Genomic DNA, 24,232 nt, shown 5'->3' with positions numbered 1-24,232 from the left:
AGCCGGACACATCTAGCGCTCATCTGAGCCAGCCCTTACAGTTGGACGCATGACCAACTCGTGGGGGAACTGGGCCGGGGATCAGCAGTGCACGCCAGCCGCCATCGCCACCCCGCGCAATACCGAAGAATTGGCCGAGCTCATCGGCCGCGCCGCCACCACCGGCCAGACTGTACGCGTCGCCGGCGCGGGTCATTCGTTCACCGATGCCGTGCTGACCGACGGCATTCTGCTCGATCTCGCGAAGCTGAACCGCATCCTCGAGGTGGACCGGGAAACCGGCCGCGTTCGAGTCGAGGCGGGCATCACCCTCAATGCCGCGAGCAATGCGCTGCATCCGCTCGGCCTTGCCTTTCCCAATCTCGGCGATATCGACGTGCAGACCATCGCGGGCGCGACCGCCACCGCCACCCACGGCACCGGCGCGACGCTGCAAAACCTCTCGGCCGCACTGCAATCCATCGAATTGGTGCTCGCCGACGGCAGCCGGGTCGAGTTGAACGAGGAGTCCGATCCGGAGGGCTGGCGCGCGGCGCGGGTCAGCGTCGGGGCGCTCGGCGTGGTCAGCGCGGTCACCCTGCAGTTGGTGCCGTCGTTCGTGCTGGAGGGGGTCGAGCGCCCGGTGCCGGTCGAGGAGGTCCTCGCGGATCTGGACTCCTATGTCGACGGCAACCAGCATTTCGAGTTCTATATGTTCGGGCACAGCCCGCTGGCCATGACCAAGCGCAATAACCCGGTCGACCTGCCGGAACAGCCGCGCGGCAGGGCCGCCGACTGGTTCGCCGACATCCTGATGTCCAACTACGCCTTCGACGCACTGTGCCGACTCGGCAAGCGCCAGCCCCGGCTGGTGCCGTGGATCCATCGCGGCGCGGCGTACGCGGGTAGCTACCGCCGCCAGGTCGACCGCTCGTATCGAGTATTCGCCTCGCCCCGACTGATTCGCTTCACCGAGATGGAATACGCCATCCCGCGCGAACATTCCGTCGCCGCCATTCGCGAGATCAAGGAACTCGCGACGTGCTTCGATACGCCGATGCCGATCGAGGTGCGCTGGGTCGCCCCGGACGACGCATACCTGTCTCCCGCGAGTGGGCGCGACACCTGCTACATCGCCGTGCACCAGTACCGCGGCATGGACTTCGAGCCGTATTTCCGCGCCTGCGAAGCGATATTCGACAAATACAACGGCCGCCCGCACTGGGGTAAACGCCACTTCCAGACCGCCGAGACACTGCGGCCGCGCTACCCGGATTGGGATCATTTCACCGAGGTGCGCCGCCGCTTCGACCCCAAGGGCCGCTTCGCCAACGACTACGTCGAGCGGGTACTGGGCTGTGTCTGATTTGCCGCGCCTGCGGCGCGGCGTGTTCGCGGCCCCCTGGTGTCTCGCGTCCGAGCCGTCGAGACTCGCGACTACGTCGCATGCGCTTCGACGACTCGGACACGAGACGGGCCGCGAACGGTCGCTCGTAAGACTCGCTCCGTTGGGGTTGCTGATGGCGAGATGTTCGGCACTTGATGCACGCATGCCGGTGGTCGAGCCCGAGCCTGCAGCACGCGCTTCGACGAATCGGACACGAGACGGGCCGCGAACGGTCGCTCGTAAGACTCGCTCCGCCGAGGCCGCCCATGGCGAGATGTTCGGCACTTGATACACGCATGCCGGTGGTCGAGCCCGAGCCTGCGACACGCGCTTCGACGAATCGGACACGAGACAGGCCGCGAACGGGTCGCTCGTAAGACTCGCTCCATTGGCGGAGTGGCGCAGTCAACTCGCCAGTATCTCGGCGACCAGGCGTGGGAGGGCGGTGCCGATGGGTTCGCGGATGACCTCCGTGGCGATGCTGTCGTAAGGCGTCGGTTCGGCATTGACGATGACCAGATCCGCGCCGCTGTCGACCGCGATGGCGCACATCGATGCGGCGGGCTCGACCTGCAGCGACGAGCCCACGGCCAGGAAGATATCGCTGGCCTCGGCGGTCAGCGCGGCCTTGGTCATGGTTCGGCGATCCATCTGCTGGCCGAACATGATGGTCGCGGATTTCAGGATGCCGCCGCAGGCCGGACACGGCGGATCGGCCTCGCCCGCCGCCACGCGAGCCAGGGTGGCGGCCATGCTCGTCTGGTATTCGCAACCGACACAGACGACCTCGAACATATTGCCGTGGATTTCGATCACCCGACCGGGTGAGGATCCGGCGCGCTGGTGCAGCCGGTCGATGTTCTGGGTGATGATCGTGATGGTACGTCCGGCCCGCTCGAGATCGGCCAGTGCGGTGTGCGCGGCATTGGGTTGGGCCTGCCAGGCCGGATTGTCGCGGCGGGCCAGCCAGGAGCGTTGACGCAGCTCCGGATCGGCGAGGTAGGCGTCATAGGTCGACAACAGTTCGGCGATGGGGTCTTTCGTCCACACGCCGCGGGGGCCACGGAAGTCGGGAATGCCGGAATCGGTGGAGATGCCCGCACCGGTGAGCACCCCGATCCGCCCGTCCCGTTTGCGCCAGTCGGTCGTCACATCGATTCAGCCTAGGGGGACGCGTCAGCGGTTGCCCAGAGTTGATCGGCGCAGGGCGAGCGCTCGACAAGCCAAGTTCATGAGAGATTGTTACACTAAGTCTCTCAAGCTCTTGGATGGTTGATCAAAGGAGATCACAATGACCGCCGCCGCACTCGATGCCGATTCGCGGACCGCACCGGAGCGCAGCCCGTTCGCTCCGGGTACTCGAATGTGGGACGAGACCGGTTTGATCACCTTCTCCCTCACCGCCGGTTCGGCCTTCCTGCTGCAGACCATGGAGCCGACCATCGCCGCCGTGGTCGATGAACACTCGACCTTCCGCACCGACCCACTCGGACGCGCCGTGCGCAGCATCGGTTCGGTGATGATGTGGGTCTACGGCGGCGACGAGGCGATCGCCGAAGCCGATCGCCTGCGCAAGATGCACGCTTCGCTCAACACCACCACCCCCGACGGTGTCCGGCACAAGGCGCTGGCCTCCGGGCCGTGGGCCTGGGTGTTGCACACCGGCACCTTCGCCTTCACCGAGAACGCCGAATACTTCGCCCGCCGCCCGCTCACGTCGGCCGAGAAGGAGGCGTACTACCAGGAGACGGTGCAGCTCATGCGCAATTTCCTGGTGCCGCCCAAGGAGATTCCGGCGAACTACACCGAATTCGAGAGGTTCTTCACCGATATGGTGGAGAACCATCTGCAGGACACCGGTACCGCGCACGACTACCTGCGGGTGATCCGATCGATCGCGCCGCCCGCGCAATTGCCGCGCGCATTGCGTCCGGCCTGGAAGCGCATGGTCGCGCCGGTCGGTCGGCTGCAGTATTTCGTCACCGTCGGCACCACCCCCGAGGCGGCCAGGCGCAAGCTCGGACTGACATGGTCGGACTCCGATGAGCGCAAGCTGAAGGCATTGGGCTGGTTGATCGCACGCATGGTGCCGCTGCTGCCCGAACGGGTGCGCTACTTCCCGATCGCGTACGAGGCGCGGCGGCTCGAGCGCGATCGCGCACGGCTGCGCAAAGTGATCAATCTGCGTCCCATGTGACCCCTCGCGCGCGTGCACGGCCCGCGGTCGCCGCTCCGGCACCGCGGGCCGCGTGTTATCCAGGCGAAATGCCGAATTCCTGACCGACCGGTTTCTTCTCGGTCGATATCCCGCATGCGGCAACAACTCTCGAGCGACCTGCCTCGAGATGCCTTGGCGGACAAAGTCACCCCCTCGTCGCGAAACATATTCCGCCCGTCCTGGTATACGTATCACGCACCCCTACGACGCAGACCGGTGCAGCCGATGCCCGACAATCCCGACATTGCGCCCAGAACCACGCACCAGCCTGAAAGGTATTCCCGCACATGGCTCACAAGCCCAGCGTGCTGTTCGTCTGTGTCCACAATGCGGGCCGGTCGCAAATGGCCGCCGGATTCCTCGATGCGCTCGCCGGTGACCGCATCGACGTGCACTCCGCAGGGAGCGCGCCCGCCGAGACCATCAATCCGGCCGCCGTCGCGGTCATGGCCGAACTCGATATCGATATCTCGGCGCACGCGCCGAAGCTGCTGACCGTGGACGCGGTGGCCATGTCCGATGTCGTCGTCACCATGGGCTGCGGTGACGTGTGCCCGTTCTTCCCCGGAATCAGCTACCGCGATTGGATGCTGCCCGATCCGACCGGCGAGGACATCGCCATCGTGCGCTCGATCCGCGACCGGATCCGCATCCTGGTGGAAAACCTCATCGCGGAACTGATTCCGGCCACCGCCTGCTGAGTCCGATTTGTTCAAGACGCCTGCCGGAGTGCGGCATACGCTGCGGATATGACTCCACAACTCAATGTGATCGGCATTGTCGTCAGCGATATGGACGCCTCGCTCGCCTTCTACCGACGCCTGGGGCTCGAGTTCCCGGAGGCGGATGACGGGCATATGGAGGCCGCACTGCCCGGCGGTATGCGCCTGACACTGGATACCGAGGCCGTGATCGAGTCTTTCCACCACGGCTGGCAGCCTCCGAAGTCCGCGGGCCGACTCGGGCTGGCATTCCAGTGCGCGGACCCCGCCGAGGTCGACGCGGTCTACGGCGAACTCATCGATGCCGGATACCGCGGCGAGCTGAAACCATGGGATGCGTTCTGGGGCCAGCGCTACGCGACGATCCTGGACCCGGACGGCAATAGCGTCGATCTGTACGCCCCGCTGTCGGATTGAGCCTAGGAGCGGGTGAGCAACTCGCTCAACGGCATCCCGGCCAGTTCGCGCACATCGCGGGCGAGGTGGGCCTGATCGGCGAATCCGGTGCGAAATGCGGTATCCGCGAGCGGCACTCCGCTGCGGGCCAGCGCGAGCGCCCGCTGTAGCCGCAGGATTCGCGCCAATGTCTTGGGTCCGTAGCCGAAGGCGGCCAGCGAACGTCGATGCAGCACCCGGGCGCCGAGCCCCGCGGCCTCGGCCGTCGCCGCGACCGACCATCCGGCATCCAGCGCATCGACGATCCGCCGCAATACCGGGTCGGGCGGTTCGGTGTCGGAAGCCCGTCGCACTGCGATCGCCTCCAGTGCGTCGGTCCGATCCGCTGCCGCACCGACCTGTTCCGCGAGCCGCCGCGCCTCCGCCGCAGGCCACAGATCCGCCAATTCCACCCGTTTATCACGCAATTCGTGCGCGGGTACGCCGAGCAGCGCGGGCGCACTGCCCGGTGCGAATCGAATCCCGATCCATCGAGTTCCCGCCGCACCGTCGGCCGGGTAGGCCCGGGTATCCGGTCCGGCCACCAGCAACCTGCCGTTGTTCCACAGCAGATCCATACATCCATCCGGCAACACCGGTAGTGCCGCGGCCCCGGTGGAATTGGTATTCGTCCACACCACGGCACCAGGGAGCCGCGACGGCCGCTCCCGATATCCCGGCACTACCTCTGCCACGAATCCGAGGCTACCCGCGTCCCCTGGCGCCTCAGCCGAGGAAGGTCAGCAGCCGATCGGCCAGCCACCGTGGCTGCTCCTCCGGCACGAAGTGACCGCAATCCGGGATCCGTTCCAGGCGCATATCGTCGGCGTAATCGCGATAGCTGTCCGGCACGCCATCGGAGAGCGGGTCGCAGCGGCCGTTGAGGTGCAGGGTCGGCACCCGCAGGCGGATCATCCGGTAGTGCCGCGCGAAATGCGGCACCTCGTGCAACAGCACATTGCGATTGAAGTCGATGGTCGCCGCATATGCGCTCGGCGTGCGCATCCGGGACAGATAGACCTCGGTCTCCGCTTCGCTGAAGCTGCCCCTGTGCCGCCATGCGCGCAGACTCCGCCTTGTCAGCGCCGCCTGTAGCGCGGCCGAACGCCCGAGCGCGGCAAGCGCGTAGACGTGCCACGGCCTGGTGAATACCGCGGGACGCACCCCGTCGATGGTCCACGGATGCACACCGGCCAACGCGACGAACCGGTCGAACCGCTCCGGCCAGTTCAGACAGGCGCGATACCCGATGACCAATCCCCAATCGCGTCCGACCACCCGAGCCCGGTCCACACCCAACCGATCCAGCAACTCGACGAGATCACGCGCCAATCGCTCGAAGGTGTAGCCGCCACCGGATCCTTCGGACCAGCCGAGGCCACGTACATCCGGACAGATCACCCGATATTGCTGGGCGAGTGGCGCGATCACGTGCCGCCACTCCCACCAATGCTGTGGCCAGCCGTGCAGCAAGATCAGCGGTTCACCCCCGCCCGCCTCGGCGTAGTGGATGCGCAGGCCATCGATCTGGATGAAGTGGTGGCGCACGTCAGTCGGGATATCCGCGGAAAGCGCGGTGAGTTCGGCGGAATTCGTCAGCGATGTAGTCACGGGTCTCTCCTGAGTTCGACCAACCCTTGGCACGACGCTAACATAAGATTTAGAAGTAAGTACACCATGATTTCGAACTAGGGGATGGCCATGGCGCGGCGCACCTACAACCAGTACTGCGGACTTTCCCGCAGCCTCGATCTCGTCGGCGAACGCTGGACGCTGCTGATCATTCGCGAGCTCATGGCGGGCCCGAAGCGCTACACCGACCTCGCCGACGCACTCGACGGCATCGGCACCAGCCTGCTCGCCGCGCGCATAAAACAGCTCGACGACGACGGCCTGATCAGCCGGACCACCCTGCCGCCACCGGCCGCATCACAGGTGTACGAACTCACCCCGACCGGTCGGGAGCTCGCGGCATCGCTTGTCCCCCTTGCCATGTGGGGCATACGCCACCACTTCGACGAACCGCGACGCCCCGAGGAGAGCTTCCGCGCCGAATGGACACTGGTCTTCCTCGCGACGCTGATCGACCCGCCCACCGATATGCGGGCGACAATCCAGTTCCACATCGACGGTTCCGCTGGGGCCATCGTCATCGCCGACGGACAGGCCACCGTCCACCCCGGTGAACTCCACCAAGCCGACGCCACCGTCACCACCGACCTGCGCACTCTGGGTCGCCTCGGCACGCGCCAACTCGATCCGGCGGACGTGGTCGACCGCGTGCACGTCACGGGCGATACCGAACTCGCCTTGCGCCTACTGGGATTGGTCATCGATCGCCGGTGAGCTCCGCGTCTTCCCGCGCACCCGCGTCACAGCGATTCAGTGCGGGGTGATGCCGCGCGGGACAACCCGGATCAGGTGATCATCGCCCGGGGCGATTTTCGACTCCGGATCCTTGCATCCGACGGTGACCTCGGCGCCCGCGGGCGAGGAAAAGGTCCACAGCGTCATCCACTCTTTTCCGCCGATTGTTTCCTGTTTTTTAGTATTGGTGGAACGGAGATCTTCGTTGCGTCCGGTGCTGTCGGTTACCGCGCAGCGTAGGCTCGCGCTCGCCGCACCCCAGTCGACGGGCACCTTGATATCCATCACGGCATCGGCCGGAATCGGCACTTTCTTGGTCTCCCCCAACGGAATCCGCACGCCGTCGCCCGGCTCTTCGCTTTCGACCGGCGTGGCGCTCGCCGAACTCGTCTCCGCAGGTACGGACGAACTCGACGCGACCGTCGTTGACTTGTCATCGGAGCAGCCCGCCACGGCGACGGCAAGTGCGGCCGTCACCGTCATCCAGATCAGTTTCACAGGTCAACCTCTCTTCGACAGAGCATGACTACAACTTCCAGATTTACGCAGACTACATGGCGAGAAAATCGGCAATTTGTTCGCAAATAAGAGGACTCGACGGATATCGAAAATCACTGCATGCGCGGCAGACTCGCCTTGCGCGCCGCGGGCGCATTCGGGAATCGCATTGCGGCAGCCGCCGGTTTCCACGGCAGCCGCCTGGCGGTCGACGAACAATGAGCGCGGGGCAGGATGATCGGTGAGGGATCGAGGACAGGAGTGCGAATGGAGTTGAGCTACGGCGATGTGAAGGCCGCCGCCGATCGGATCACCGGGCACGTGCGGCCGGTCGCCATCGCACCCGGGGACGCGACCGGTGAGCTGTGGCTGGCATTGGAATTCATGCAGCACACCGGTTCGTTCAAGGCCCGCGGCGCCCGAAACTTCATCCAGGCGCACCAGGACGACGGAACGCTGCCGGACGCGGGCGTGACCATCGCATCCGGCGGAAACGCCGGACTCGCGTGTGCGTGGGCGGCCCGCGAACAGAACGTACGGGCGACGGTCTTCCTGCCGACCACCGCGCCGATCGTGAAGGTCGAGCGGCTGCGCGGCTACGGCGCTGATGTGCGCCTGGTCGGCACCGAATACGCCGACGCACTCGTCGCCTGTCGCGAATTCGCCGATACCAGTGGCGCTTTGCTATCGCACGCTTACGACAACCCGTACATAGCCGCCGGGGCGGGCACCCTCATGGTGGAGATTCATCATCTGCTCCCCCGGCTGGACACCGTTATCGTCGCGGTCGGTGGCGGCGGTCTGTTCGCCGGGGTCGCCACGGCCGCGGGCCACTTCGGCGTCCGGACGATCGCGGTGGAGCCGCAACGCTGCCGAGCACTGCACGACGCGATCCAGGCGGGCCGGATCGTCGACGCGCCGGTCGATTCGGTCGCCGCCGATTCCCTCGGCGCCCGCCGCGCCACCGAACTGGCACTGCACGCGGCGCAGAACTATGACGTGACCTCGGCGCTCGTCCCCGACGTCGACATCATCGCGGCCCGCCTGGCGCTGTGGCGGGACCGCCGCCTAGCCGTGGAACATGCCGCCGCAACGGCTCTCGCTGCGTTGACCACCAAGGCGTATCGCCCCGAGCCCGGTGAGCGAGTCTGCGTCGTATTGTGCGGCGCCAATACCGATCCAGCGGATCTGGCGCGGTAAACGCACTACGCTCGATATCGACTCGGATGGAGGCACCTCATGTCGGTCCAATCCCTGATGGTCCCGATCGGAACGCCCGCTCCGGACTTCAGCCTGCCCGACCTCGACGGTCACCTGCACGCCCGCGCCGACTACGCGGACGGGACCGGGCTACTGGTCATCTTCGCCTGTAACCACTGCCCGTATGTGCGTCACCTCGAGGCGAAGCTCGGCGAGGTACTCGGCACGCCGACCATCCCCACGGTCGCGATCTGCACCAACGATGCCGATGCCTACCCGGATGACGCGCCGGAACACCTACGGGCACAAGCCGATCGCGCAGGTTGGAAGTTCCCCTACCTGATCGACGAAACACAGCAGGTCGGTCGCGCCTTCCGGGCCGCATGCACGCCGGACTTCTTCCTCTACGACGAACGCCTGGAACTCGCCTACCGCGGCGCCTTCGACGAATCCACCCCGGGCAACGGTAAACCGGTGACCGGCAACGAATTACGCGCCGCGGTCGAGGCGGTACTCACCGGAGCACCCGTGCCCGAGCCGCACCGGCCGAGCATGGGTTGCTCCATCAAATGGCGTTCCTAGGTGCCGATCACGGCATTCATGATGGTGCCCGCGCTGGTCGCGACAACGCCGCCGATCATGGCTCCCGCCACCATCTTCGGCGACTGCAGGCCACCACCGGACCACTTCTCCCAGGCGAACCGTCCGCCCGCGTAGGTGATGGCGGTAATGCCCGCCAGCAGAATGAACCAGGTGAAATAGCGCACCATCTGCAGGATCTTGTCCGCGAGGGGCGGCGCCTCCGGTGTCGGGTTACCGAGTTGGGCCAGGACTGCTCCATACGTGTCATGTGCCGCGGCGAGAATCATGCTCACAGTCGTACCCCTCTTCTGATATCGGCGACGCTGGTAAGCGCCTAGCCAGATAATAGCGGCTCAGCTCGAGACAGATTGTGCAGCAATCGGATTCAACGACATACCGGTCAGCTGGATTCCAGCGCGGGCTTGCGATCGCGACGCAGCATGTACAGCGCCATCGCCACGGCCGAGACAGTGAGCGCGGCGGCTATCGGATAGATCGAACGCAGTCCCGGTCCGTCATCGATGGCCCAGCCGCCGATGCGGCCCGCGAATGCGGCGGCGAGTTGGAATCCGGAGGCATTGACCGCGACGGCCAGCGTGGGTGCCGCACCCGCGGCGGTCACGACTCGGGTCTGCATACCGGGAATGATCGCGAAGGCCAGCACGCCGAGCACGAAAACCACTGCCACCGTTATCAATTGAATTCCGGCGATTGCCCAGAGCAGCGCCAGCGCGCCAGCCAGGGCGACGAGCAGACCCGCCAGCGATGGCATCAGCGCCTTATCGGCCAACCGTCCCCCCAGATAATTGCCGAGCACCGCGCCAGCGCCGTACACCAGCAGCAGCACCGGCACCACACCTGGCGTGAAGCCGCTCACCTCGGTGAGCAGTGGGGTGAAGTACGTAAACACTGTCACCACACCGACATTGCCCAGCGCGGTGAGCACGATCGCCAATTGCACTCGGCGATCGGCGAATACGCGCAACTCCCCGCGCACCGATCCGCTCGACGGTGCGGGCATCGTGGGCAGGAAGCGCAGCACGAGCAGCAGCGCGACGGACGCGCACACCGCGACCGATACGAATGTCGCACGCCAGCCGAAAGATTGGCCGATGGCCGCGCCGATCGGGGTGCCGCCGACAATGCCCAGATTCATCCCGAGCGCCACCTGTGCCACCGCGGACGCTTCCCGGCCGGGTTCGGCAGTAGAGACGACGGTCGCGATGGCGACGGCGAAAAACGTTGCCACCACGAGTCCAGCGGCGAATCTGGCGAGCAGCACGGTCGAATAGTTCGGCGCGAGAGCCGAACCCAGATTCGCGACGACGGCCACCGCGACCAATCCGACCACCAGCGGTTTGCGCGGCAGCCGCGCCGTCGCCACGGTCACCACCGGCCCGCCGACGATCATGCCGAGCGCATAGGCGCTCACCAGCAGACCCGCGGCGGGCACCGACACCGCGAGACCACCGGCCACCTCGGGCAGGATTCCGGCGATTACGAATTCCCCGGTGGTCAGACTGAAGACCACCAGCATGAGCGCAAAGACAGCAGGACGCATACAGCCACTCCAGATAGTTACAACTCAAATGATTTGAACTAGAACTATCACAGTTCGAAGCATGGCGCTAGACTCGACGGAATGAAGGAGCAGGCGTCACCGAATCTCGCCGTCGATACCGAGATCGATCGGGATGTCTGCAAGCTGGTGCATCAGTTCACCCACCGCCTCGATGTGCACGTTCGCCGCGTCGCCGAGACATTGAACATGACGCCGTCGCAGGTCATCGCCCTGCGCGAGCTGTCGGATCCGATTACCGCGCGTGAGTTGGCCACCAGGATGTCGTGTGAGCCGTCGAATGCGACCTTCGTGCTGGACCGCCTCGAACAGCAGGATCTGGTTCGGCGACAACCACATCCGACCGATCGTCGCGCCAAGCAGATCGTGCTGACGGCGGCCGGGGAGCGGCGCCGCGCCGAGGCACTCGACCTGCTCGGCGCACAGTCGCCGCTGACCTCCCTGACCGCCGCCCAGCAGCAGACCCTGCGCGATCTGCTGCAAGCGATGGTCACACCCATTGCTTAACCATACGGTCGGACGTACTGTTTAGTCATGACCAGTGCCCGCACGACAGAGGACAAGCGCCTGCTGCGCGGTGCCCGGAGTCGCCAGCTCGTCTTGCGCCAAGCGGTCGACACCGCCTCCCTCGACGGTCTCGAGGGTTTGAGCTTCGGCAAGTTGGCCACCGATACCGGCCTCAGCAAGGCGGGTGTGCAGACCCTGTTCAAGACCAAGGAGACGCTGCAACTCGCGGCGCTCGATTTCGCCCGCGATATGTTCATCGATGCCGTCGTCCGGCCCGCCCGCGCGCAACCCCATGGGGTGCGACGACTTCGCGCCCTGATCGAACTCTGGATCGTCTACGCGCAGACACCACTGTTCGCGGGCGGCTGCTATCGGGTCGCGAATATGGCCGAGTTCGACAGCCGTCCCGGTCCGGTGCGCGATGCCCTGGTGCGCGATCAGCGGGACTGGATCGCGACCATCGCGGGCGAACTCCGACATGCCGTCGATGCGGGTGAAATCGCCGATCTGGATATCGATCTCGCCGCCTTCCAGATCGACGCTGTCCTCTGCGCCGCCAATACCGAACTGCGACTCGGCGAAGCCGATGCGGTGCCCAAGGTCCGCCGGGTCGTCGAAAGCTTTCTCATTCCGGCGGCCTAGGCATCAGGGGCAGTCGGCGGTCTGTTGCAGCTCGATCCTGATCCGCTCGTCACTGAGGATGAGGGTGCCGTCGCCGGTGGTGGACCAGGTGGGCGCGAGGAGCAGGAATTCGGTGAGCCAGGAGTCCTGGTCGGCGAATTCCGGCGGGTAGGACAGCACGGTGGCGAACGGGGATCGGGTTTTCAGGACGCCGCTGTCGGGATCCACCTCGAACATTACGGTGTTGGCGCCGGCGTGGGCGGACAGGCGGCGGGTTTCGTCGACGAACCACAGGGTGATCCAGGTGCCGCGGACCAAGAATCGTGGTCGGCCATTCTCGGTGACGGATGAGGAGACGTAGCGGTGGCCCCAGAGATCGGAGTCGTGCATCGGTGGATCGGCCCTTACTCACAGCGTTCGACAGCCCATCTATCCTGATTCCCGCTTCGAGCGTGTAAAACGGGCCGGTCCACTGAACGAACCGATCAGCGAAGATTCTTCTCGATTTCGCGTGCGGTATGTGCGACCAGACCGGGCAGATTCGGTGGAAACTGTTGGGACAGTGAGATACAGCCGATCGCGGCCGCATCGCACATGCCGGGTTGCCGGATTGCCGCTGCGGCACAACAGATCCCGGCGATCAGCTTGTGATGATCGACGGAAACCATTCCGGCATCGATGATTCCGGAGCACACGCGTTGCCATTCCGCGGCCGAATAGGTCGGTGGTGGGACGGTGTTGTCGGCGCGTCCCGCGAACAGCACCTGCGCCAGCGCGGTGCGATAGAGCAGTTCCGGATCCGCAGGGGTGTTGAGGAAGAACTCGGCCCCCTTGATACCCGAGACCATCCGAACCTCGCCCGCGTCCAGAATGCACACCGCGACAGTCGAATTCGTCAACGCGGACAATACCCGGGCCGGTCGTTGCGCGGCCCGGCGCAGGATCGGCGCGGCCTGCCAATGTCGCCCGAGCTCCGCCATCCGCTCGCCGACGAAATACCGCTGCTCCACCCGCTGTACGGCACCGAGCGCCACCAACTGTTCGGCCAGCCGATATGCGGTGGCCTTCGCCAATCCGGTAGTGCGAGCCAGCTGCGAGAGTCCACAGCCTTCCGGCGCCGCCGAAATGGCATCCAGGATCTGGAAACCGGCATCGAGCACACCGCGGCCCGTTCCGTCAGCCGATGGGCTACCGACCATCGCCCGTCCTCCTCCTTGCCGCGACTCCTATCGGCACACGGCAAGAAAAGATGGTACGCCGGTTGTCGTTCGCAACAAGGCGTTCCGGGGCGGAGTCAGCTCACGTTGAGGACGACCTTGCCTGGACCACGCCCCTTTTCGCTCTCCTCCTGTGCGGCCGACGCGCGCTCGAGCAGGAAGGTTCGCGCCGGGCCCGGCAGCCGGAACGCACCGCTGGCGACACGTTCGGCGACCTGCTGAAGGAGTTCGGTGGGCCGCTGGGCCCCGCTACCGGCGAGGAAGGTGATGCCGAGTTCGCGGGCCGCCGGATCGACGATCGTCACGATGCGATCGGTGCCGCCGCGCAATTCGATGGCGGCGGGCAGCACACCGTATCCGGCGGCGTCGAAGACCGCGTCGATGCCATTGGGTGCCAGTTCGCGCACGCGCTCGACCAATCCGGCGCCGTAGGTGGTCGGGATGGCGCCGAGTCCGCGCACAATATCCTGATTGGCCGCGGATGCGGTGCCGATTACGGTCGCGCCCTCCGCCGCGGCCAACTGCACCGCCATCGACCCGACCGAACCGGACGCGCCGTTGATCAACAGCGTTTCGCCCGGCTGAATTTTCAGTGCCGCCAATGACTTCTCCGCCGACGACACCGCGACCGGGAGCGATGCGGCATCCGGCCAGGACAATTCCTCGGGTTTCTTGGCGACGGCATTGCTGAGGGTGTATTCGGCGTATGCCGCCACCGCCCAGCCGAGTACCTCGTCGCCGACCGCAACGCCGGTGACATCGGGACCGACCGCATCGACCACACCCGCGATCTCACCGCCCGGATACTGCGGAAACACCGGTTCGCCGAAAGACAATGCGCCGGAACGGATCTTCCAATCCGCCGGATTCACCGCGGTGGTCCGCACCGCGACTCGGACCTGGCCCGGCCCCGGCTCCGGGATCGGGATGTCGACGATCTGCAGTACGTCCGGACCGCCGAATTCGTAGAACGCAATCGCCCGCATCGTCCCAGCCTACGGGTCGCACCGCGCGCTCGCGGGTAGCGCCGCCCGGTTTCTCAGGAGAGTCTCATCGAACACCTGGCTCTGGTCTCAGAACTGTTGAGTTCAATGGCCGGTGGCTGCCCCGTCCGGTCTCAGTCTCAGCCGGGCGGTAGGCAGCGCCAACCTCGACAAGAATCCGAAACGACCTCGAACCGAATCCGCGGCTACCTCGTAACACCTACAACAACGAGCCGACAATGCCGAGGTCACGATGAGCGTCGAAAACGTCAACCGTCGAACAATCGTCATCGGAGCAGGGGCCGCGGCAGTTGTCGCGGCCTGCTCGACGAGCGAAAACTCCTCGAGCCAGGCTACTTCCACCGCAGTGCCGAGGTCCTCGAGTTCGGTCGCGGCCGCACCGTCCGCCGAACCGCCGCCTCCCCCGACCGAAGTGCAGGCCGCTCCGGAGCCTGTGCCAGGTACTGCACTCACCCGCACCGCCGACGTACCGGTCGGTTCCGGGGTCCTACTCGGCGATACGGTCGTCACCCAGCCGAGTCCCGGTAATTACCAGGCCTTTTCGGTGATCTGCACACATCAGGGCTGTGCCCTCAACGAAATCGCGGGCCGCACCATCAATTGCCCTTGTCACGGCAGCAAATTCAATCTCGACGGCTCCGTCGCCACCGGCCCGGCCACCCGACCACTCGCCGCGCGCACTATCACGGTGCAGGGCGAATGGATCGTCGCGGGCGCCTTCGCACCGCTACCCGCCACGCGGCAAGAGGTCCAGGAGCAAACCGCACCGGCGCCGCGAGTCGAGGAGGGCGCACCGGAGAACGCCCTCGCCCGCGCCTCCGACGTACCGGTCGGCTCCGGCCTCATCCTCGGCGACACCGTGGTTACACAACCGAATCCCGGTAATTACCAGGGCTTCTCGGTGATCTGTACGCATCAGGGCTGCGCCCTCAACGAAATCGCGGGCGGCACCATCAACTGTCCTTGTCACGGCAGCAGATTCAATCTCGACGGCTCCGTCGCCACCGGCCCGGCCAACGAACCGCTGTCGCGCCGTGAGGTTTCCGTACAGGGCGACTGGATCGTCGCGGGCGCACCGGCGACACCTCCGGTGATCAAGCCGTGGTGGTGCGAAATCCCGGTCTTCGCGCCGGGAAGTGCCGGCTGCTGACTATTTCCGCCGCGCTGTGCGGGTTGCGCCGATGGAGGCCGCCACCACACAGATGACCCCCGCCCATTGCGCCGCATGCATGATCTGGCCGAGGACGATCAGTCCGGCGAGTGCGGCCGCCGCCGGTTCCAGGCTCATCAACACGCCGAAGACGCGCGGTTGAATGCGCCGCAGCGCTTCGAGTTCCACCGAATACGGCAGCACCGACGACAGCATCGCGACCGCGAAACCGGCGGCGAGAACCGAGGGCTGGAACAGCGTGGGGCCCGCGTCGACAATGCCGACCGGGACCATGAGCACACCGCCGAAGGCCATCGCGATGGCCAATCCCCCGCCGCCGCTGGTCCGGTCACCGAGTGCGGCGCTCAGCAAAATGTAGCTCGCCCACAGGGCTCCCGCGGCCAGCGCGAACAGCACTCCCGCCCAGCCGACATCGCCGCCCGACTTGGTCAGCAGCAGCACACCGCCACCGGCGAGCACCGCCCACACCGGATCGGTCCATCGCCGCGAGCCCGCCAGCGCGACGGTGAGCGGCCCCAGGAATTCAAGGGTGACCGCCATGCCGAGCGGAATCCGGTCGATGGCCTGATAGAAGCACAGATTCATGGCGGCGAGCACGATGCCGTAGCCGAGCACCACCGGTAGCGCCCGCCGCTCTATCCGCAGCGAGGACCGCCAGACGACCAACAGCACCACCCCGGCGAAGAACAGTCGCAGTGTGACCGCACCCGCGGCTCCGGTGGCAGTGAACAGCTGTTTGGCCAGCGCCGCGCCGACCTGCACGCTGACGATCCCGATCAGCACCAATGCCGTCGGCGGCACCCCGCCGAGCCCGCGCGCGTGCACCGCACGCAGTGGCGTCAGCGGCCACGCCGACTTCGGATTCCGTTCGATATCGATCGCGACCACGCGACACCTCCGTCCAAAAGCCCAGCATTCCAGAAACGGTCAGGCTGCCGGGCGCGGACCTGCCAGATCGACTAGATCGATGTCCTTCGGCGCGCAATCGCCTTCGCCCACTTGCGACTTGGCCCGCCTGCTGGCCACGAGGTACGCGACCACCAGCAATACGCTCAACCACACGTAGGTGTTTCCCCACAGGTGTTGCCAAGGCGTCCAAGCCAATTCGCGGCGATTATCGCCGGGCAGCCAGTTCTGCGGCCCGTAGACGAACGCCGCGGCGGTGAGGACGATCGCCACATACCAACCGATCGCCCGACCGCGCGGCAGCGTGGTCGCATAACAGATCATCGCGAACAGCGCGGGCGCGATCATCACCCAGTGGTGCGACCAGGAGATCGGCGATACCAGCAGCGTGAAGACGGCGTTGATCGACAGTGCGAGCGCGGGTACCTCGGCGGCCTGGCGCATGGCCGGGACCACCAGCACCAGCAGCGCCGCGCTCAGCAGTAGCCACAGCACGGTGAACAGCGGCTTCTCCACACCGAAGCGGGCCAGCACGGCCTGGATCGACTGGTTGGTATGGAAGGAGGAGCCGCTGAGTCCGGAGACATTGCCGAGTCCGCCGAACCAGTAGTTGACCGATTCCTTGGGCAGGATCGCGAAGCTGAACGCCGTCGCCACCGCACCGGTGATAGCGGCCGTGACCGCGGCGCGATAGTCCCGGCGCACCAGGAAGTAGAGCACGAACGCGGCCGGTGTCAGCTTGATCGCGGCGGCGACGCCGACCAGCATGCCGCGCCGCCACTTCGGCTTCACGGCGAGCGCGTCCGCGGCGACCAGCACCATCAGCAGCAGATTCACCTGGCCGAAGTCCAACGTCGAGCGGACCGGCTCCAACAGCATGGCCAGCGGGGTCGCGCAAGCGGTGGCGAGCAGCGCGAGCCCCAACGCGCCACGCTCGGGCCAGCGCCGCCGCGCGACCAGATACAGCGTGACGGCCAGCGCGAGCGTCGAGGAGATGAAGAAGGCGAAGGCCGCGGCGTCCCATGGCAGCAACGCGAACGGGCTCAGCACCAGCGCGGCGAACGGTGGATAGATGAACGGCAGACCGATGCCGATGGTGGTCTGCGGCAGCTGCCCGTACATATCCGCGCCGTCGCGCAGCGCCTCGATACCGAGCCGGTACACCTGTAGGTCGATGAATCCACCGGTGATCCGGTGGAAGGGCCACAGCGGCGCCAGCAGGCACCAGGTGGCGAACGCGACGAGCAGCACCGGCACCAGCCACACCGCGCGCCCGAATCGTCGGTTCACGGGCTCGGACCTATCTGGGGTGGTGACACTACTCATCCGCGGCGACTATACCGACCCGCACGAACGCAGCCGAATCGGCATTGTTGCGCATGGCGAACGGTCACGCTCCGAACAAGCTCAGCAGATCGTTCTTGCCGAACATGGCGGCCGCGGCCCGCGCGGACGGTGTCCCGGCATCCGGATCCGCACCGGCGGCGAGCAGGGCGCGCAGGATCTCGGTCTCGCCCTTGAAGACGGCACCGGCCAGCGGTGTCTGGCCCTTGTCATTGGCGCGATTCGGATCGGCCTCCCGCGCGAGCAGCACCTGCACCACGTCCTGATGACCGTGATAGGCGGCCAGCATGAGCAGCGTGTCGCCGTGGTCGTTGGTGAGGTTCACCGGGACACCGGCATCGAGGTACGCCGTGAGTCGCTCGGCATCGCCGTGCCGAGCTAGATCGAAGATCTTGGTGGCGAGTTCGATCAGGTCCGCGTCCGTCTCGTCATTGCCCATCTGCCAGTCCTACCACTCGAGGTGCGCCCGAGACGGCAGTTGTCACGGAATGATTCGGCCTGTCGCGGTCGATAACAGTTTCATAACTCGGCGATCGGGTACCTAGTGAACATGACAGTGACGCACAAGCGATTTCACCGGTCCGTCGGTGTCGATCGCGGAACTGCGCTGCTGGCCTCGGCAACCTGCCTGATTTTCGTGGCCGGCATCGCCACCATCACCCGTTCCTTCCCGACCAGCGCGGCCGCCGCCGGATGCATCGCGGCCGGACTGATTGTGACACTCGGCATCCTGCCGCACAGTCGTTAGCCGATCCACCAGAACTACGACTCCCCTACCTGATACGGCAGGCTTACTGCCGTGCGTGTACTGCTGCTCGGCCCCTTCGAGGTCCGCGATGACGAGGACCGACCGCTGCGGATCGCCGGGGTCAGGGTGCGCGCGGCTCGCCATGGAACCCGGCCGGGTCGTGCCCGTCGATGCGCTCGCCGACGCGACCTCGGACGCCCGCCGGACAACAGTGCGAATGCGTTGCAGGCCTTGGTGTCTCGGGTCCGGCGCGCGGTCGGCAGCGCGCGGGTCGAGGGACTCGCGGCGGGCTATCGGCTGGTCATCGATCCCGTCGAGGTGGATGTCGTCCGGTTCGAACGCCTGGCCGCGGTCGGTCGGGGATCGGATGATCTGGTCGCATTGCGCGAGGCCGAGGCCCTGTGGCGGGGTCCGGCGTTGACCGAATTGTCGGAGCTGCGGTTCGCGGCCGACGCGGCAGTGCGATTGGACGAGTTGCGGCTCGGCGCGGCCGAACACCGGCTCGGGCTGGAGGTCGCCGCGGGCAATGATGTCCTCGACGAGGTGCGCGTGCTGGCCGAGGCGCATCCGCTGACCGAGCGCATCCAGGGCCTACTGATCCGTGCGCTGTATGCGGCGGGTCGGCAGGCCGATGCACTGGCGGCCTTCTTCCGCAGTGCTCACACGATCGGCACCGAGGACCGGCGTGGTTATGACAATCTCGTGGCACCGGCGGACCGAGCCCGCGAAGCACTCGGTGCTGACGCCTTCACCACTGCCTTCGAGAGCACAGCGGGCCTGCGACCCACGGCCGCAATCGAATTCCTACTGTCACAGTCGATATGAACGCATGCGGTGACCGATGCACCGGCACCGCTACCGCTCGGCGAGCGTTTCAGTTATCGGAATCTGCTGGTACAGAAGCGGATTCGGGCACCTCACCCGCGACGATCATGCCCAACAGTGCGAGTGCGCGCTCATCAGCCGAACCCTGCTCGGCGTGATAGGCGATGAGTATCTGGCCGGGAGCGCCATTGACGGCGAAGGTTTCGTAGGACAGCGTGAGGTCGCCGACCAGCGGATTGCGAAAATGTTTGACGCCTGCCGTTTTCGCGCGCACGTCATGACGGGCCCACAGTCGCCGGAAATCCTCGCTCTTCAGCGTCAATTCGCCGACCAGCTCGGTCAGGCGCGGATCGTCGAGGTCGGTGCCCGCGGTGGCACGCAGACTGGCGACGGTATCGGCGGCAATGGTTGGCCAGTCCGCATAACATACGCGCGCCTGCGGGTCGAGAAAGATCGCCCGCACCATATTGACACCCGTGGCCGAACAGGAATTGACGGCGGTGGCCAGTGGGTTCGCGGCCAGCACATCCATATGTCGGCCGAGAACCAATGCGGGCGTATTCGGCCAGGAATCCATCAGGCGCAGCAGCCCGGGCGCGACCCGCTCGGGCCGTCGCGTCGCCCGCCTGCGCCGAACGGTCGGCCGCGCCAACTCGCGCAGGTGTGCGACCCCCTCCTCGTCCAACGCGAATACCCGGGCCAATGCCTCGACCACCTGCTCGGACGGATGCTTATCCCGCCCCTGCTCCAGCCGCACGTAGTAGTCCGCGCTCATGCCCGCGAGCATGGCGACTTCCTCGCGACGCAGCCCCGCCACCCGCCGCTGGCCGCCACCCGGAATCCCGAACTCCTCCGGACGCGCCAGTTCGCGGCGGGCGCGCAGGAAAACGCCCAATCGGTTCTCGGAGTCCATACAACCGAGGGTAGGACAACCTGCTCGGACCTGGGTGGCCCTGCGACTACCAGGAAGTCCGCAGCCTGGCGGGTGAGCGCGGCGGATACGAACGTAGTGCTCATGACAAACAACAACCTCGAAGGCCGCACCGCGGTAGTCACCGGCGCATCCAGTGGTATCGGAGCCGCCACCGCCCGACAGCTCGCACACAACGGCGCACGGGTCGCCCTACTCGGCCGCCGCAAGGATCGAATCGAAGAACTGGCCACCGAGATCGGCGGCCCGACCCTCGCGGTGGTCACCGATGTGGTCGACCAACAATCCGTGCGCGACGCCGCCGCGACAGTGCACGCGGCATTCGGACCCGTCGACCTGGTGGTCGCGAATGCGGGCGTCATGCTCGCCGCACCGTTCGAAGCGGCGGACACCGACGAATGGGATCAGATGGTTGGCACCAATATCAACGGACTGCTCTACACCGGAAGGGCGTTCATCGATGACCTGCTCGCCGCGGCACGCGACGGCCGCCGCGCGGATCTGGTGCATGTCGGCTCGATCGGCGGGCACACCGTCTTCCCGAACTACGGTGTCTACACCGCGACGAAGGCCGCGGTTGCCCATCTCACCCGCAATCTGCGCGCGGAATTCGGCCCGCGCGGTGTCCGGGTGAAGAATATCGAACCCGGTTTCGTCGAAACCGAACTCGGCGCGGGTATGCGCGATGAAGAACAGCGCGCCGGGCTCACCCAGTGGCGCAGCGCACTCGAAGTCCTGCGTTCGGACGATATCGCCGATGCGATCGCCTACGCCGTCGCCGCGCCACCGCGGGTCAATGTGGCCGAGCTCATCGTCGTGCCGACCCAGCAGGGCTGAACCCGATGCGGCGGACGTCCTTTCGGACGTTCGCCGCTGGGCGTCGCGAGCGCGTTATGACAGCGCCGTCCACCCGTCCCACACCCGCGGGCCGATATCGCCACGCACACAGGCCAGGCGAAGATCCGCCTGCGCCTGGTACTCCGAATTCGCGGCCGCCGCCTGCGCGGCCATGGTGGCCATCCGGAACTCCCGGATATCACGCAGCAGGTAGAAGCCGTCCCAGCGCAGCACGTCACTGCCGTACGCCCGGCAGTACTCGGCGTATTGCGCATCGGTGATCCAGCCGAATGACGCGCATTCGATCGCCGCATGCACCAGATCCCATTCCGGCGGCCCGAACGACACAAGCCCGGTATCGAGCAGGATCACGCTCTCGTCCTCGGCGACAACCACATTGCCGCTCCACGCGGCGCCATGGATGACACACCACGGCCGTCCGGTCGGCAGCGCGGCCCAGCGACCACGCAGTTCCGCCAAATGCCTACGCATCCAGGATCTGTCGTCGGCGGTCATGGTGTGCGCGGCATCGATGCGTTCATCGAGTCCGACGAAGGGCGCCACCTGTCCGATTTCCATCTCGGTCGGCGGCGCCAGCCGATGCAATCTCGTCAGCGCTGCGGCCACCTCGGCCGGTGTGCCCGCGCGGTGCCGCGGCAGCTCATGCCAGAAGGTCACCGCGCGGCCGTCCACCACCACCGGCTGCGGAATATCGGAAACCGGCTGCGCCGCAGGTATTTCGGCGGCCGCCAACCAGCGCGCGACATCGACCGCACGCTTGGCGGCGCCCTGCTGTCCGGGCGCACCGATCCGCGCAATCACACCGCCCGGCAACCGGTAGTCGATCTCGCCGGTCACTCGAAGTAGTTGGGCCTCTGCGGAATTCATGCCGACACCCGCGCAGGCGACCCGCAGAATCGACCACGTCCCATTGCTCAGCCGCGTCGCGGTCATATCCCCATGGTAACGGTTCGATCCGACGAATTGCATTGATTCACAACCAATCTGATGTATCGACTACTACCGCGCCGACCACGATGTCGCCCGCGAGTTCGCGGCGCGGTCTTGCCATGCCCGGCAACCAGGTTGTTCCGGGATCCACGCACAGGTGCCCGGGCCAGAGTCTTGGCGTGAGAGCCGAAGAATCTTGCAGCCGTGGCCATCACGTCCGTCGCGGACGCGATCGGCCTGGCAGAGCCCAAGTCGTCGCTGATCGACGAACTCGGCGCTGAGTCGATCGATCTGTTGGATAGGTGGTTTCGCATCGAGGAGCGAGGTGGTCAGCGAGGCGGAGCTGGCCCCTCTCGAGCCAGTACTGCCGCAACTCCACCGCGATTCATCGGCCAGCCCACCGCGAAATGATCAGGTGCACAGTCTCATAACCGTAGGCAATCTGATCGATCTGGTGCATTCGCTGGCGGCGCAGCACAGATTCGAGGCTACGCCGATGGAGGTGGGAAGAGAACACCGAATATGCACCAAAGAGCTTGCATCCCACAGCCCTCTCAGCCTGCGTCGCCCAGGGCGATCGTGAACGAGGCACTGCGCCCGCGTGCGTCGAGCCGCCCATCACCCCAGCTCGCACTGCCGTAGGCATCAACTTCGATGGCGTACTCGCCGTCGGCCAATTCGGCTGGCAGTTGCACCGATGCCGACGGCCGCCGGTCCACGAGATCCAGATATATCCGCTGCGGATCACCACCCAGCGGCACCAGGAAGATCCGCGCGTACTCGAACTTCTTCCGGGCCGCCGATGCGTTGGCGGCCGACCACGTGATGTCGAGCAACCGGCGGGCGGTATCGGTGAACTCGATGGCGACTCGCAATATCGCCTCGCCCCGCAAGCCCGTCTGGTACCGCACGGCTTCCTCCTCGTGTGCCCGCTACGTCGCATTATCTTCCGGACCTGATCGTCGGCGCGTAAATTCAGCTCACGCGGTTTCCAGCTGATTCATGCATATGAAGGGATCACCCAGATATGTGTGTTGCGAGTCGCCAGTGGATCCACAGCGCGGTTTCGGTCGCGTTCACCGTCATGATCGCGGTCGCTGCCGTCGCCTGCGGCTCGAATCCCAACCGCGGAGCGCCGGATTCGACTGTCCCGCGAACAGATAGCCCCGCAGCCGGGCGAATCGTGGACATCGTCCGCGGCAAAATGACCGAACTCGACCTCAGCGCTGCCGTATTCGGCGTATGGCGCGGCGATGAACAGCTCGCCCTCGGTGCTCTCGGCGGCTCCCCGCTCGGAGTTCCGGCGACACCCGATATGCGGCTGCGGGTGGGTCAGCCGATGGAGCCCATGCTCTCCACGGTGCTGCTCCAGCTGAACAAGGAAGGCGTTGCCCGGCTCGACGAACCGATTACCAAGTGGCTACCGGATTTTCCACGTGCCGACCAGATCACGCCGCGGATGCTCGCCAATGGCACCTCCGGCATCTCGGACTACGTGACCGATCCCGAGTTCCTGAAGGCCTTCTACGCGAATCCGATCAAGGGTTTCACCAGCCAGGAACTGCTCGACCTTGCCAATGCGCGCCCACCGCTTTTCCCGCCGGGCTCCAGCTTTGCCTACGCCCACAGTGATTTGGTGGTACTCGGCGGGGTGCTGGAGAAGGCCACCGGCAAGCCGCTCGGCGAGCTGATTCAGCAGCGCATCATAGACCCGCTCGGCATGAAGCAGAGCCGAGTGATGCTGACCCCGCAGATGATCGAGCCGAGCCTGCACGGCTACACCAATGAGCGTGGCGTCTTCGAGGACTCCACATTCTGGAATCCCACGGCCTTCCTGCACAGCGGCAATATGAACAGCACGGTTGCCGACGTCGCGCTCTGGGTGCGCGCCCTCGCCGAGGGGAAACTGCTGCCCACCGAAACATTCAAGGAGATGATGGCGCCCTCGACAGCAGGCCTCGGCCCACTCACCGAAGAAAAGTTCTTCGCCTACGGCACCGCCCATGTCGACGACTGGATATTCATGAATCCGGCATTCGGCGGGTACAACGGTGTGGTCTTCTACGACACGGTTACCAAGACCATGATCGTCCTGTACTGCACGCTCGGACCGAAGGCCGATGCCAACGTGGACAACGCTATTCCCATCGGCACCGAACTGGGCAAACTTCTCGTACCGGACCGGCCGCCGGCCATCTGAGAC

General features: G+C 65.9%; 29 protein-coding genes. 14 read left to right on the top strand and 15 right to left on the bottom strand.

Annotated features, from left to right (window positions below):
- Positions 1 to 49: 49 nt before the first annotated feature.
- Entirely contained in the window at positions 50 to 1,345 is a 1,296-nt protein-coding gene (locus tag ACQP1T_RS08980) for a D-arabinono-1,4-lactone oxidase (protein WP_433759477.1), read from the top strand.
- A 426-nt stretch (positions 1,346 to 1,771) separates the two neighbouring features.
- On the opposite strand, the gene ACQP1T_RS08975 is transcribed toward ACQP1T_RS08980, so the two are convergent.
- Positions 1,772 to 2,518: an SIR2 family NAD-dependent protein deacylase gene (locus ACQP1T_RS08975; protein WP_433759476.1), complete on the bottom strand. Its 747-nt coding sequence runs from the start codon at positions 2,516 to 2,518 to the stop codon at positions 1,772 to 1,774.
- Between the two features lie 139 nt (positions 2,519 to 2,657).
- Here ACQP1T_RS08975 and ACQP1T_RS08970 point away from each other — a divergent pair, with 139 nt between their 5' ends.
- The 3 genes from ACQP1T_RS08970 (at position 2,658) to ACQP1T_RS08960 (ending at position 4,723) form a co-directional block, all read left to right on the top strand.
- Entirely contained in the window at positions 2,658 to 3,563 is a 906-nt protein-coding gene (locus ACQP1T_RS08970; protein ID WP_433759475.1) for an oxygenase MpaB family protein, read from the top strand.
- 308 nt (positions 3,564 to 3,871) lie between these two features.
- Positions 3,872 to 4,285 (top strand): arsenate reductase ArsC, encoded by a 414-nt coding sequence (locus tag ACQP1T_RS08965; RefSeq protein WP_433759474.1) that lies wholly within the window; start codon positions 3,872 to 3,874, stop codon positions 4,283 to 4,285.
- 48 nt (positions 4,286 to 4,333) lie between these two features.
- Positions 4,334 to 4,723: a VOC family protein gene (locus ACQP1T_RS08960; RefSeq protein ID WP_433759473.1), complete on the top strand. Its 390-nt coding sequence runs from the start codon at positions 4,334 to 4,336 to the stop codon at positions 4,721 to 4,723.
- A gap of 2 nt (positions 4,724 to 4,725) precedes the next feature.
- On the opposite strand, the gene ACQP1T_RS08955 is transcribed toward ACQP1T_RS08960, so the two are convergent.
- Positions 4,726 to 5,436, bottom strand: coding sequence for a helix-turn-helix domain-containing protein (locus tag ACQP1T_RS08955; protein WP_433759472.1), 711 nt, complete (start codon positions 5,434 to 5,436; stop codon positions 4,726 to 4,728).
- A gap of 31 nt (positions 5,437 to 5,467) precedes the next feature.
- Positions 5,468 to 6,352, bottom strand: a complete 885-nt coding sequence (locus tag ACQP1T_RS08950) for an alpha/beta fold hydrolase (protein ID WP_433759471.1) — start codon at positions 6,350 to 6,352, stop codon at positions 5,468 to 5,470.
- Between the two features lie 90 nt (positions 6,353 to 6,442).
- Here ACQP1T_RS08950 and ACQP1T_RS08945 point away from each other — a divergent pair, with 90 nt between their 5' ends.
- Entirely contained in the window at positions 6,443 to 7,087 is a 645-nt protein-coding gene (locus ACQP1T_RS08945; protein WP_433759470.1) for a winged helix-turn-helix transcriptional regulator, read from the top strand.
- Between the two features lie 36 nt (positions 7,088 to 7,123).
- On the opposite strand, the gene ACQP1T_RS08940 is transcribed toward ACQP1T_RS08945, so the two are convergent.
- Positions 7,124 to 7,606 (bottom strand): hypothetical protein, encoded by a 483-nt coding sequence (locus ACQP1T_RS08940; protein WP_433759469.1) that lies wholly within the window; start codon positions 7,604 to 7,606, stop codon positions 7,124 to 7,126.
- 267 nt (positions 7,607 to 7,873) lie between these two features.
- On the opposite strand from ACQP1T_RS08940, the gene ACQP1T_RS08935 reads away from it, so the two are divergent.
- Both ACQP1T_RS08935 and ACQP1T_RS08930 read left to right on the top strand, forming a co-directional pair.
- Positions 7,874 to 8,806, top strand: a complete 933-nt coding sequence (locus tag ACQP1T_RS08935) for a threonine/serine dehydratase (protein ID WP_433759468.1) — start codon at positions 7,874 to 7,876, stop codon at positions 8,804 to 8,806.
- 39 nt (positions 8,807 to 8,845) lie between these two features.
- The gene (locus tag ACQP1T_RS08930) at positions 8,846 to 9,388 is read left to right on the top strand and encodes a thioredoxin family protein (protein ID WP_433759467.1); all 543 of its coding nucleotides are present in this window, start codon (positions 8,846 to 8,848) and stop codon (positions 9,386 to 9,388) included.
- On the opposite strand, the gene ACQP1T_RS08925 is transcribed toward ACQP1T_RS08930, so the two are convergent.
- Positions 9,385 to 9,675 carry a hypothetical protein gene (locus tag ACQP1T_RS08925; RefSeq protein WP_174415132.1) on the bottom strand — a complete coding sequence of 97 codons (291 nt, stop codon included), beginning with the start codon at positions 9,673 to 9,675 and terminating at the stop codon, positions 9,385 to 9,387. The two genes, ACQP1T_RS08930 and ACQP1T_RS08925, sit on opposite strands and share 4 nt — an antisense overlap.
- A gap of 113 nt (positions 9,676 to 9,788) precedes the next feature.
- A complete protein-coding gene (locus ACQP1T_RS08920) occupies positions 9,789 to 10,949 on the bottom strand; it encodes an MFS transporter (protein ID WP_433759466.1) in 1,161 nt (386 codons plus the stop codon).
- Positions 10,950 to 11,030: 81 nt separating this feature from the next.
- On the opposite strand from ACQP1T_RS08920, the gene ACQP1T_RS08915 reads away from it, so the two are divergent.
- Both ACQP1T_RS08915 and ACQP1T_RS08910 read left to right on the top strand, forming a co-directional pair.
- Complete coding sequence (locus tag ACQP1T_RS08915) at positions 11,031 to 11,474, top strand: MarR family winged helix-turn-helix transcriptional regulator (protein ID WP_433759465.1); 444 nt, start codon at positions 11,031 to 11,033, stop codon at positions 11,472 to 11,474.
- A gap of 27 nt (positions 11,475 to 11,501) precedes the next feature.
- Positions 11,502 to 12,116, top strand: a complete 615-nt coding sequence (locus ACQP1T_RS08910; RefSeq protein ID WP_433759464.1) for a TetR/AcrR family transcriptional regulator — start codon at positions 11,502 to 11,504, stop codon at positions 12,114 to 12,116.
- Positions 12,117 to 12,119: 3 nt separating this feature from the next.
- On the opposite strand, the gene ACQP1T_RS08905 is transcribed toward ACQP1T_RS08910, so the two are convergent.
- From ACQP1T_RS08905 to ACQP1T_RS08895, 3 genes are all read right to left on the bottom strand, one after another.
- Positions 12,120 to 12,485 carry an META domain-containing protein gene (locus ACQP1T_RS08905; RefSeq protein WP_433759463.1) on the bottom strand — a complete coding sequence of 122 codons (366 nt, stop codon included), beginning with the start codon at positions 12,483 to 12,485 and terminating at the stop codon, positions 12,120 to 12,122.
- Positions 12,486 to 12,580: 95 nt separating this feature from the next.
- The gene (locus tag ACQP1T_RS08900) at positions 12,581 to 13,294 is read right to left on the bottom strand and encodes a helix-turn-helix domain-containing protein (protein WP_433759462.1); all 714 of its coding nucleotides are present in this window, start codon (positions 13,292 to 13,294) and stop codon (positions 12,581 to 12,583) included.
- Positions 13,295 to 13,389: 95 nt separating this feature from the next.
- Positions 13,390 to 14,298, bottom strand: a complete 909-nt coding sequence (locus tag ACQP1T_RS08895; protein ID WP_433759461.1) for an NADP-dependent oxidoreductase — start codon at positions 14,296 to 14,298, stop codon at positions 13,390 to 13,392.
- A gap of 451 nt (positions 14,299 to 14,749) precedes the next feature.
- Here ACQP1T_RS08895 and ACQP1T_RS08890 point away from each other — a divergent pair, with 451 nt between their 5' ends.
- On the top strand, positions 14,750 to 15,466 hold the full coding sequence (locus ACQP1T_RS08890) for a ubiquinol-cytochrome c reductase iron-sulfur subunit (protein WP_433759460.1): 717 nt from the start codon (positions 14,750 to 14,752) through the stop codon (positions 15,464 to 15,466).
- Here ACQP1T_RS08890 and ACQP1T_RS08885 read toward each other — a convergent pair whose 3' ends face one another.
- The 3 genes from ACQP1T_RS08885 to ACQP1T_RS08875 all read right to left on the bottom strand — a co-directional run bounded on the left by ACQP1T_RS08885 (position 15,467) and on the right by ACQP1T_RS08875 (position 18,176).
- The gene (locus ACQP1T_RS08885; RefSeq protein WP_433759459.1) at positions 15,467 to 16,375 is read right to left on the bottom strand and encodes an EamA family transporter; all 909 of its coding nucleotides are present in this window, start codon (positions 16,373 to 16,375) and stop codon (positions 15,467 to 15,469) included.
- A gap of 39 nt (positions 16,376 to 16,414) precedes the next feature.
- A complete protein-coding gene (locus tag ACQP1T_RS08880) occupies positions 16,415 to 17,719 on the bottom strand; it encodes a glycosyltransferase 87 family protein (RefSeq protein WP_433759458.1) in 1,305 nt (434 codons plus the stop codon).
- Positions 17,720 to 17,783: 64 nt separating this feature from the next.
- Positions 17,784 to 18,176, bottom strand: a complete 393-nt coding sequence (locus ACQP1T_RS08875; protein WP_433759457.1) for an ankyrin repeat domain-containing protein — start codon at positions 18,174 to 18,176, stop codon at positions 17,784 to 17,786.
- Between the two features lie 111 nt (positions 18,177 to 18,287).
- Between ACQP1T_RS08875 and ACQP1T_RS08870 the strand changes: the two genes are divergently transcribed.
- Both ACQP1T_RS08870 and ACQP1T_RS08865 read left to right on the top strand, forming a co-directional pair.
- Positions 18,288 to 18,485 carry a hypothetical protein gene (locus tag ACQP1T_RS08870; RefSeq protein ID WP_433759456.1) on the top strand — a complete coding sequence of 66 codons (198 nt, stop codon included), beginning with the start codon at positions 18,288 to 18,290 and terminating at the stop codon, positions 18,483 to 18,485.
- A gap of 51 nt (positions 18,486 to 18,536) precedes the next feature.
- Entirely contained in the window at positions 18,537 to 19,310 is a 774-nt protein-coding gene (locus ACQP1T_RS08865) for an AfsR/SARP family transcriptional regulator (protein WP_433759455.1), read from the top strand.
- Positions 19,311 to 19,359: 49 nt separating this feature from the next.
- Here the strand turns inward: ACQP1T_RS08865 and ACQP1T_RS08860 are convergent, their stop codons facing one another.
- On the bottom strand, positions 19,360 to 20,223 hold the full coding sequence (locus ACQP1T_RS08860) for a helix-turn-helix transcriptional regulator (protein ID WP_433759454.1): 864 nt from the start codon (positions 20,221 to 20,223) through the stop codon (positions 19,360 to 19,362).
- Positions 20,224 to 20,325: 102 nt separating this feature from the next.
- Here ACQP1T_RS08860 and ACQP1T_RS08855 point away from each other — a divergent pair, with 102 nt between their 5' ends.
- Positions 20,326 to 21,078: an SDR family oxidoreductase gene (locus ACQP1T_RS08855; protein WP_433759453.1), complete on the top strand. Its 753-nt coding sequence runs from the start codon at positions 20,326 to 20,328 to the stop codon at positions 21,076 to 21,078.
- 54 nt (positions 21,079 to 21,132) lie between these two features.
- On the opposite strand, the gene ACQP1T_RS08850 is transcribed toward ACQP1T_RS08855, so the two are convergent.
- Positions 21,133 to 22,032 carry a phosphotransferase family protein gene (locus ACQP1T_RS08850; RefSeq protein ID WP_433759452.1) on the bottom strand — a complete coding sequence of 300 codons (900 nt, stop codon included), beginning with the start codon at positions 22,030 to 22,032 and terminating at the stop codon, positions 21,133 to 21,135.
- 551 nt (positions 22,033 to 22,583) lie between these two features.
- Positions 22,584 to 22,940, bottom strand: a complete 357-nt coding sequence (locus ACQP1T_RS08845; RefSeq protein WP_433759451.1) for a hypothetical protein — start codon at positions 22,938 to 22,940, stop codon at positions 22,584 to 22,586.
- Positions 22,941 to 23,113: 173 nt separating this feature from the next.
- On the opposite strand from ACQP1T_RS08845, the gene ACQP1T_RS08840 reads away from it, so the two are divergent.
- Positions 23,114 to 24,229, top strand: a complete 1,116-nt coding sequence (locus ACQP1T_RS08840) for a serine hydrolase domain-containing protein (RefSeq protein WP_433762103.1) — start codon at positions 23,114 to 23,116, stop codon at positions 24,227 to 24,229.
- Positions 24,230 to 24,232 lie beyond the last annotated feature (3 nt).

This window comes from Nocardia sp. CA-135398, assembly GCF_050955845.1.
In the GTDB taxonomy this organism is placed as follows: domain Bacteria; phylum Actinomycetota; class Actinomycetes; order Mycobacteriales; family Mycobacteriaceae; genus Nocardia.
The sequence above is the reverse complement of the archived record's forward strand: the minus strand, read 5'-3'. Positions and strand labels throughout refer to the sequence as shown.

Coding starts and splice junctions, on each gene's coding strand:
- ACQP1T_RS08905 (WP_433759463.1), bottom strand. CDS start 12,485: ATGCACGACTCCGATCTCTGGGGCCACCGCTACGTCTCCTCATCCGTC.
- ACQP1T_RS08895 (WP_433759461.1), bottom strand. CDS start 14,298: ATGCGGGCGATTGCGTTCTACGAATTCGGCGGTCCGGACGTACTGCAG.
- ACQP1T_RS08925 (WP_174415132.1), bottom strand. CDS start 9,675: ATGATTCTCGCCGCGGCACATGACACGTATGGAGCAGTCCTGGCCCAA.
- ACQP1T_RS08840 (WP_433762103.1), top strand. CDS start 23,114: ATGATCGCGGTCGCTGCCGTCGCCTGCGGCTCGAATCCCAACCGCGGA.
- ACQP1T_RS08875 (WP_433759457.1), bottom strand. CDS start 18,176: ATGGGCAATGACGAGACGGACGCGGACCTGATCGAACTCGCCACCAAG.
- ACQP1T_RS08910 (WP_433759464.1), top strand. CDS start 11,502: ATGACCAGTGCCCGCACGACAGAGGACAAGCGCCTGCTGCGCGGTGCC.
- ACQP1T_RS08920 (WP_433759466.1), bottom strand. CDS start 10,949: ATGCGTCCTGCTGTCTTTGCGCTCATGCTGGTGGTCTTCAGTCTGACC.
- ACQP1T_RS08930 (WP_433759467.1), top strand. CDS start 8,846: ATGTCGGTCCAATCCCTGATGGTCCCGATCGGAACGCCCGCTCCGGAC.
- ACQP1T_RS08945 (WP_433759470.1), top strand. CDS start 6,443: ATGGCGCGGCGCACCTACAACCAGTACTGCGGACTTTCCCGCAGCCTC.
- ACQP1T_RS08855 (WP_433759453.1), top strand. CDS start 20,326: ATGACAAACAACAACCTCGAAGGCCGCACCGCGGTAGTCACCGGCGCA.
- ACQP1T_RS08970 (WP_433759475.1), top strand. CDS start 2,658: ATGACCGCCGCCGCACTCGATGCCGATTCGCGGACCGCACCGGAGCGC.
- ACQP1T_RS08935 (WP_433759468.1), top strand. CDS start 7,874: ATGGAGTTGAGCTACGGCGATGTGAAGGCCGCCGCCGATCGGATCACC.
- ACQP1T_RS08870 (WP_433759456.1), top strand. CDS start 18,288: ATGACAGTGACGCACAAGCGATTTCACCGGTCCGTCGGTGTCGATCGC.
- ACQP1T_RS08960 (WP_433759473.1), top strand. CDS start 4,334: ATGACTCCACAACTCAATGTGATCGGCATTGTCGTCAGCGATATGGAC.
- ACQP1T_RS08880 (WP_433759458.1), bottom strand. CDS start 17,719: ATGAGTAGTGTCACCACCCCAGATAGGTCCGAGCCCGTGAACCGACGA.
- ACQP1T_RS08915 (WP_433759465.1), top strand. CDS start 11,031: ATGAAGGAGCAGGCGTCACCGAATCTCGCCGTCGATACCGAGATCGAT.
- ACQP1T_RS08900 (WP_433759462.1), bottom strand. CDS start 13,294: ATGGTCGGTAGCCCATCGGCTGACGGAACGGGCCGCGGTGTGCTCGAT.
- ACQP1T_RS08860 (WP_433759454.1), bottom strand. CDS start 20,223: ATGGACTCCGAGAACCGATTGGGCGTTTTCCTGCGCGCCCGCCGCGAA.
- ACQP1T_RS08965 (WP_433759474.1), top strand. CDS start 3,872: ATGGCTCACAAGCCCAGCGTGCTGTTCGTCTGTGTCCACAATGCGGGC.
- ACQP1T_RS08980 (WP_433759477.1), top strand. CDS start 50: ATGACCAACTCGTGGGGGAACTGGGCCGGGGATCAGCAGTGCACGCCA.
- ACQP1T_RS08850 (WP_433759452.1), bottom strand. CDS start 22,032: ATGACCGCGACGCGGCTGAGCAATGGGACGTGGTCGATTCTGCGGGTC.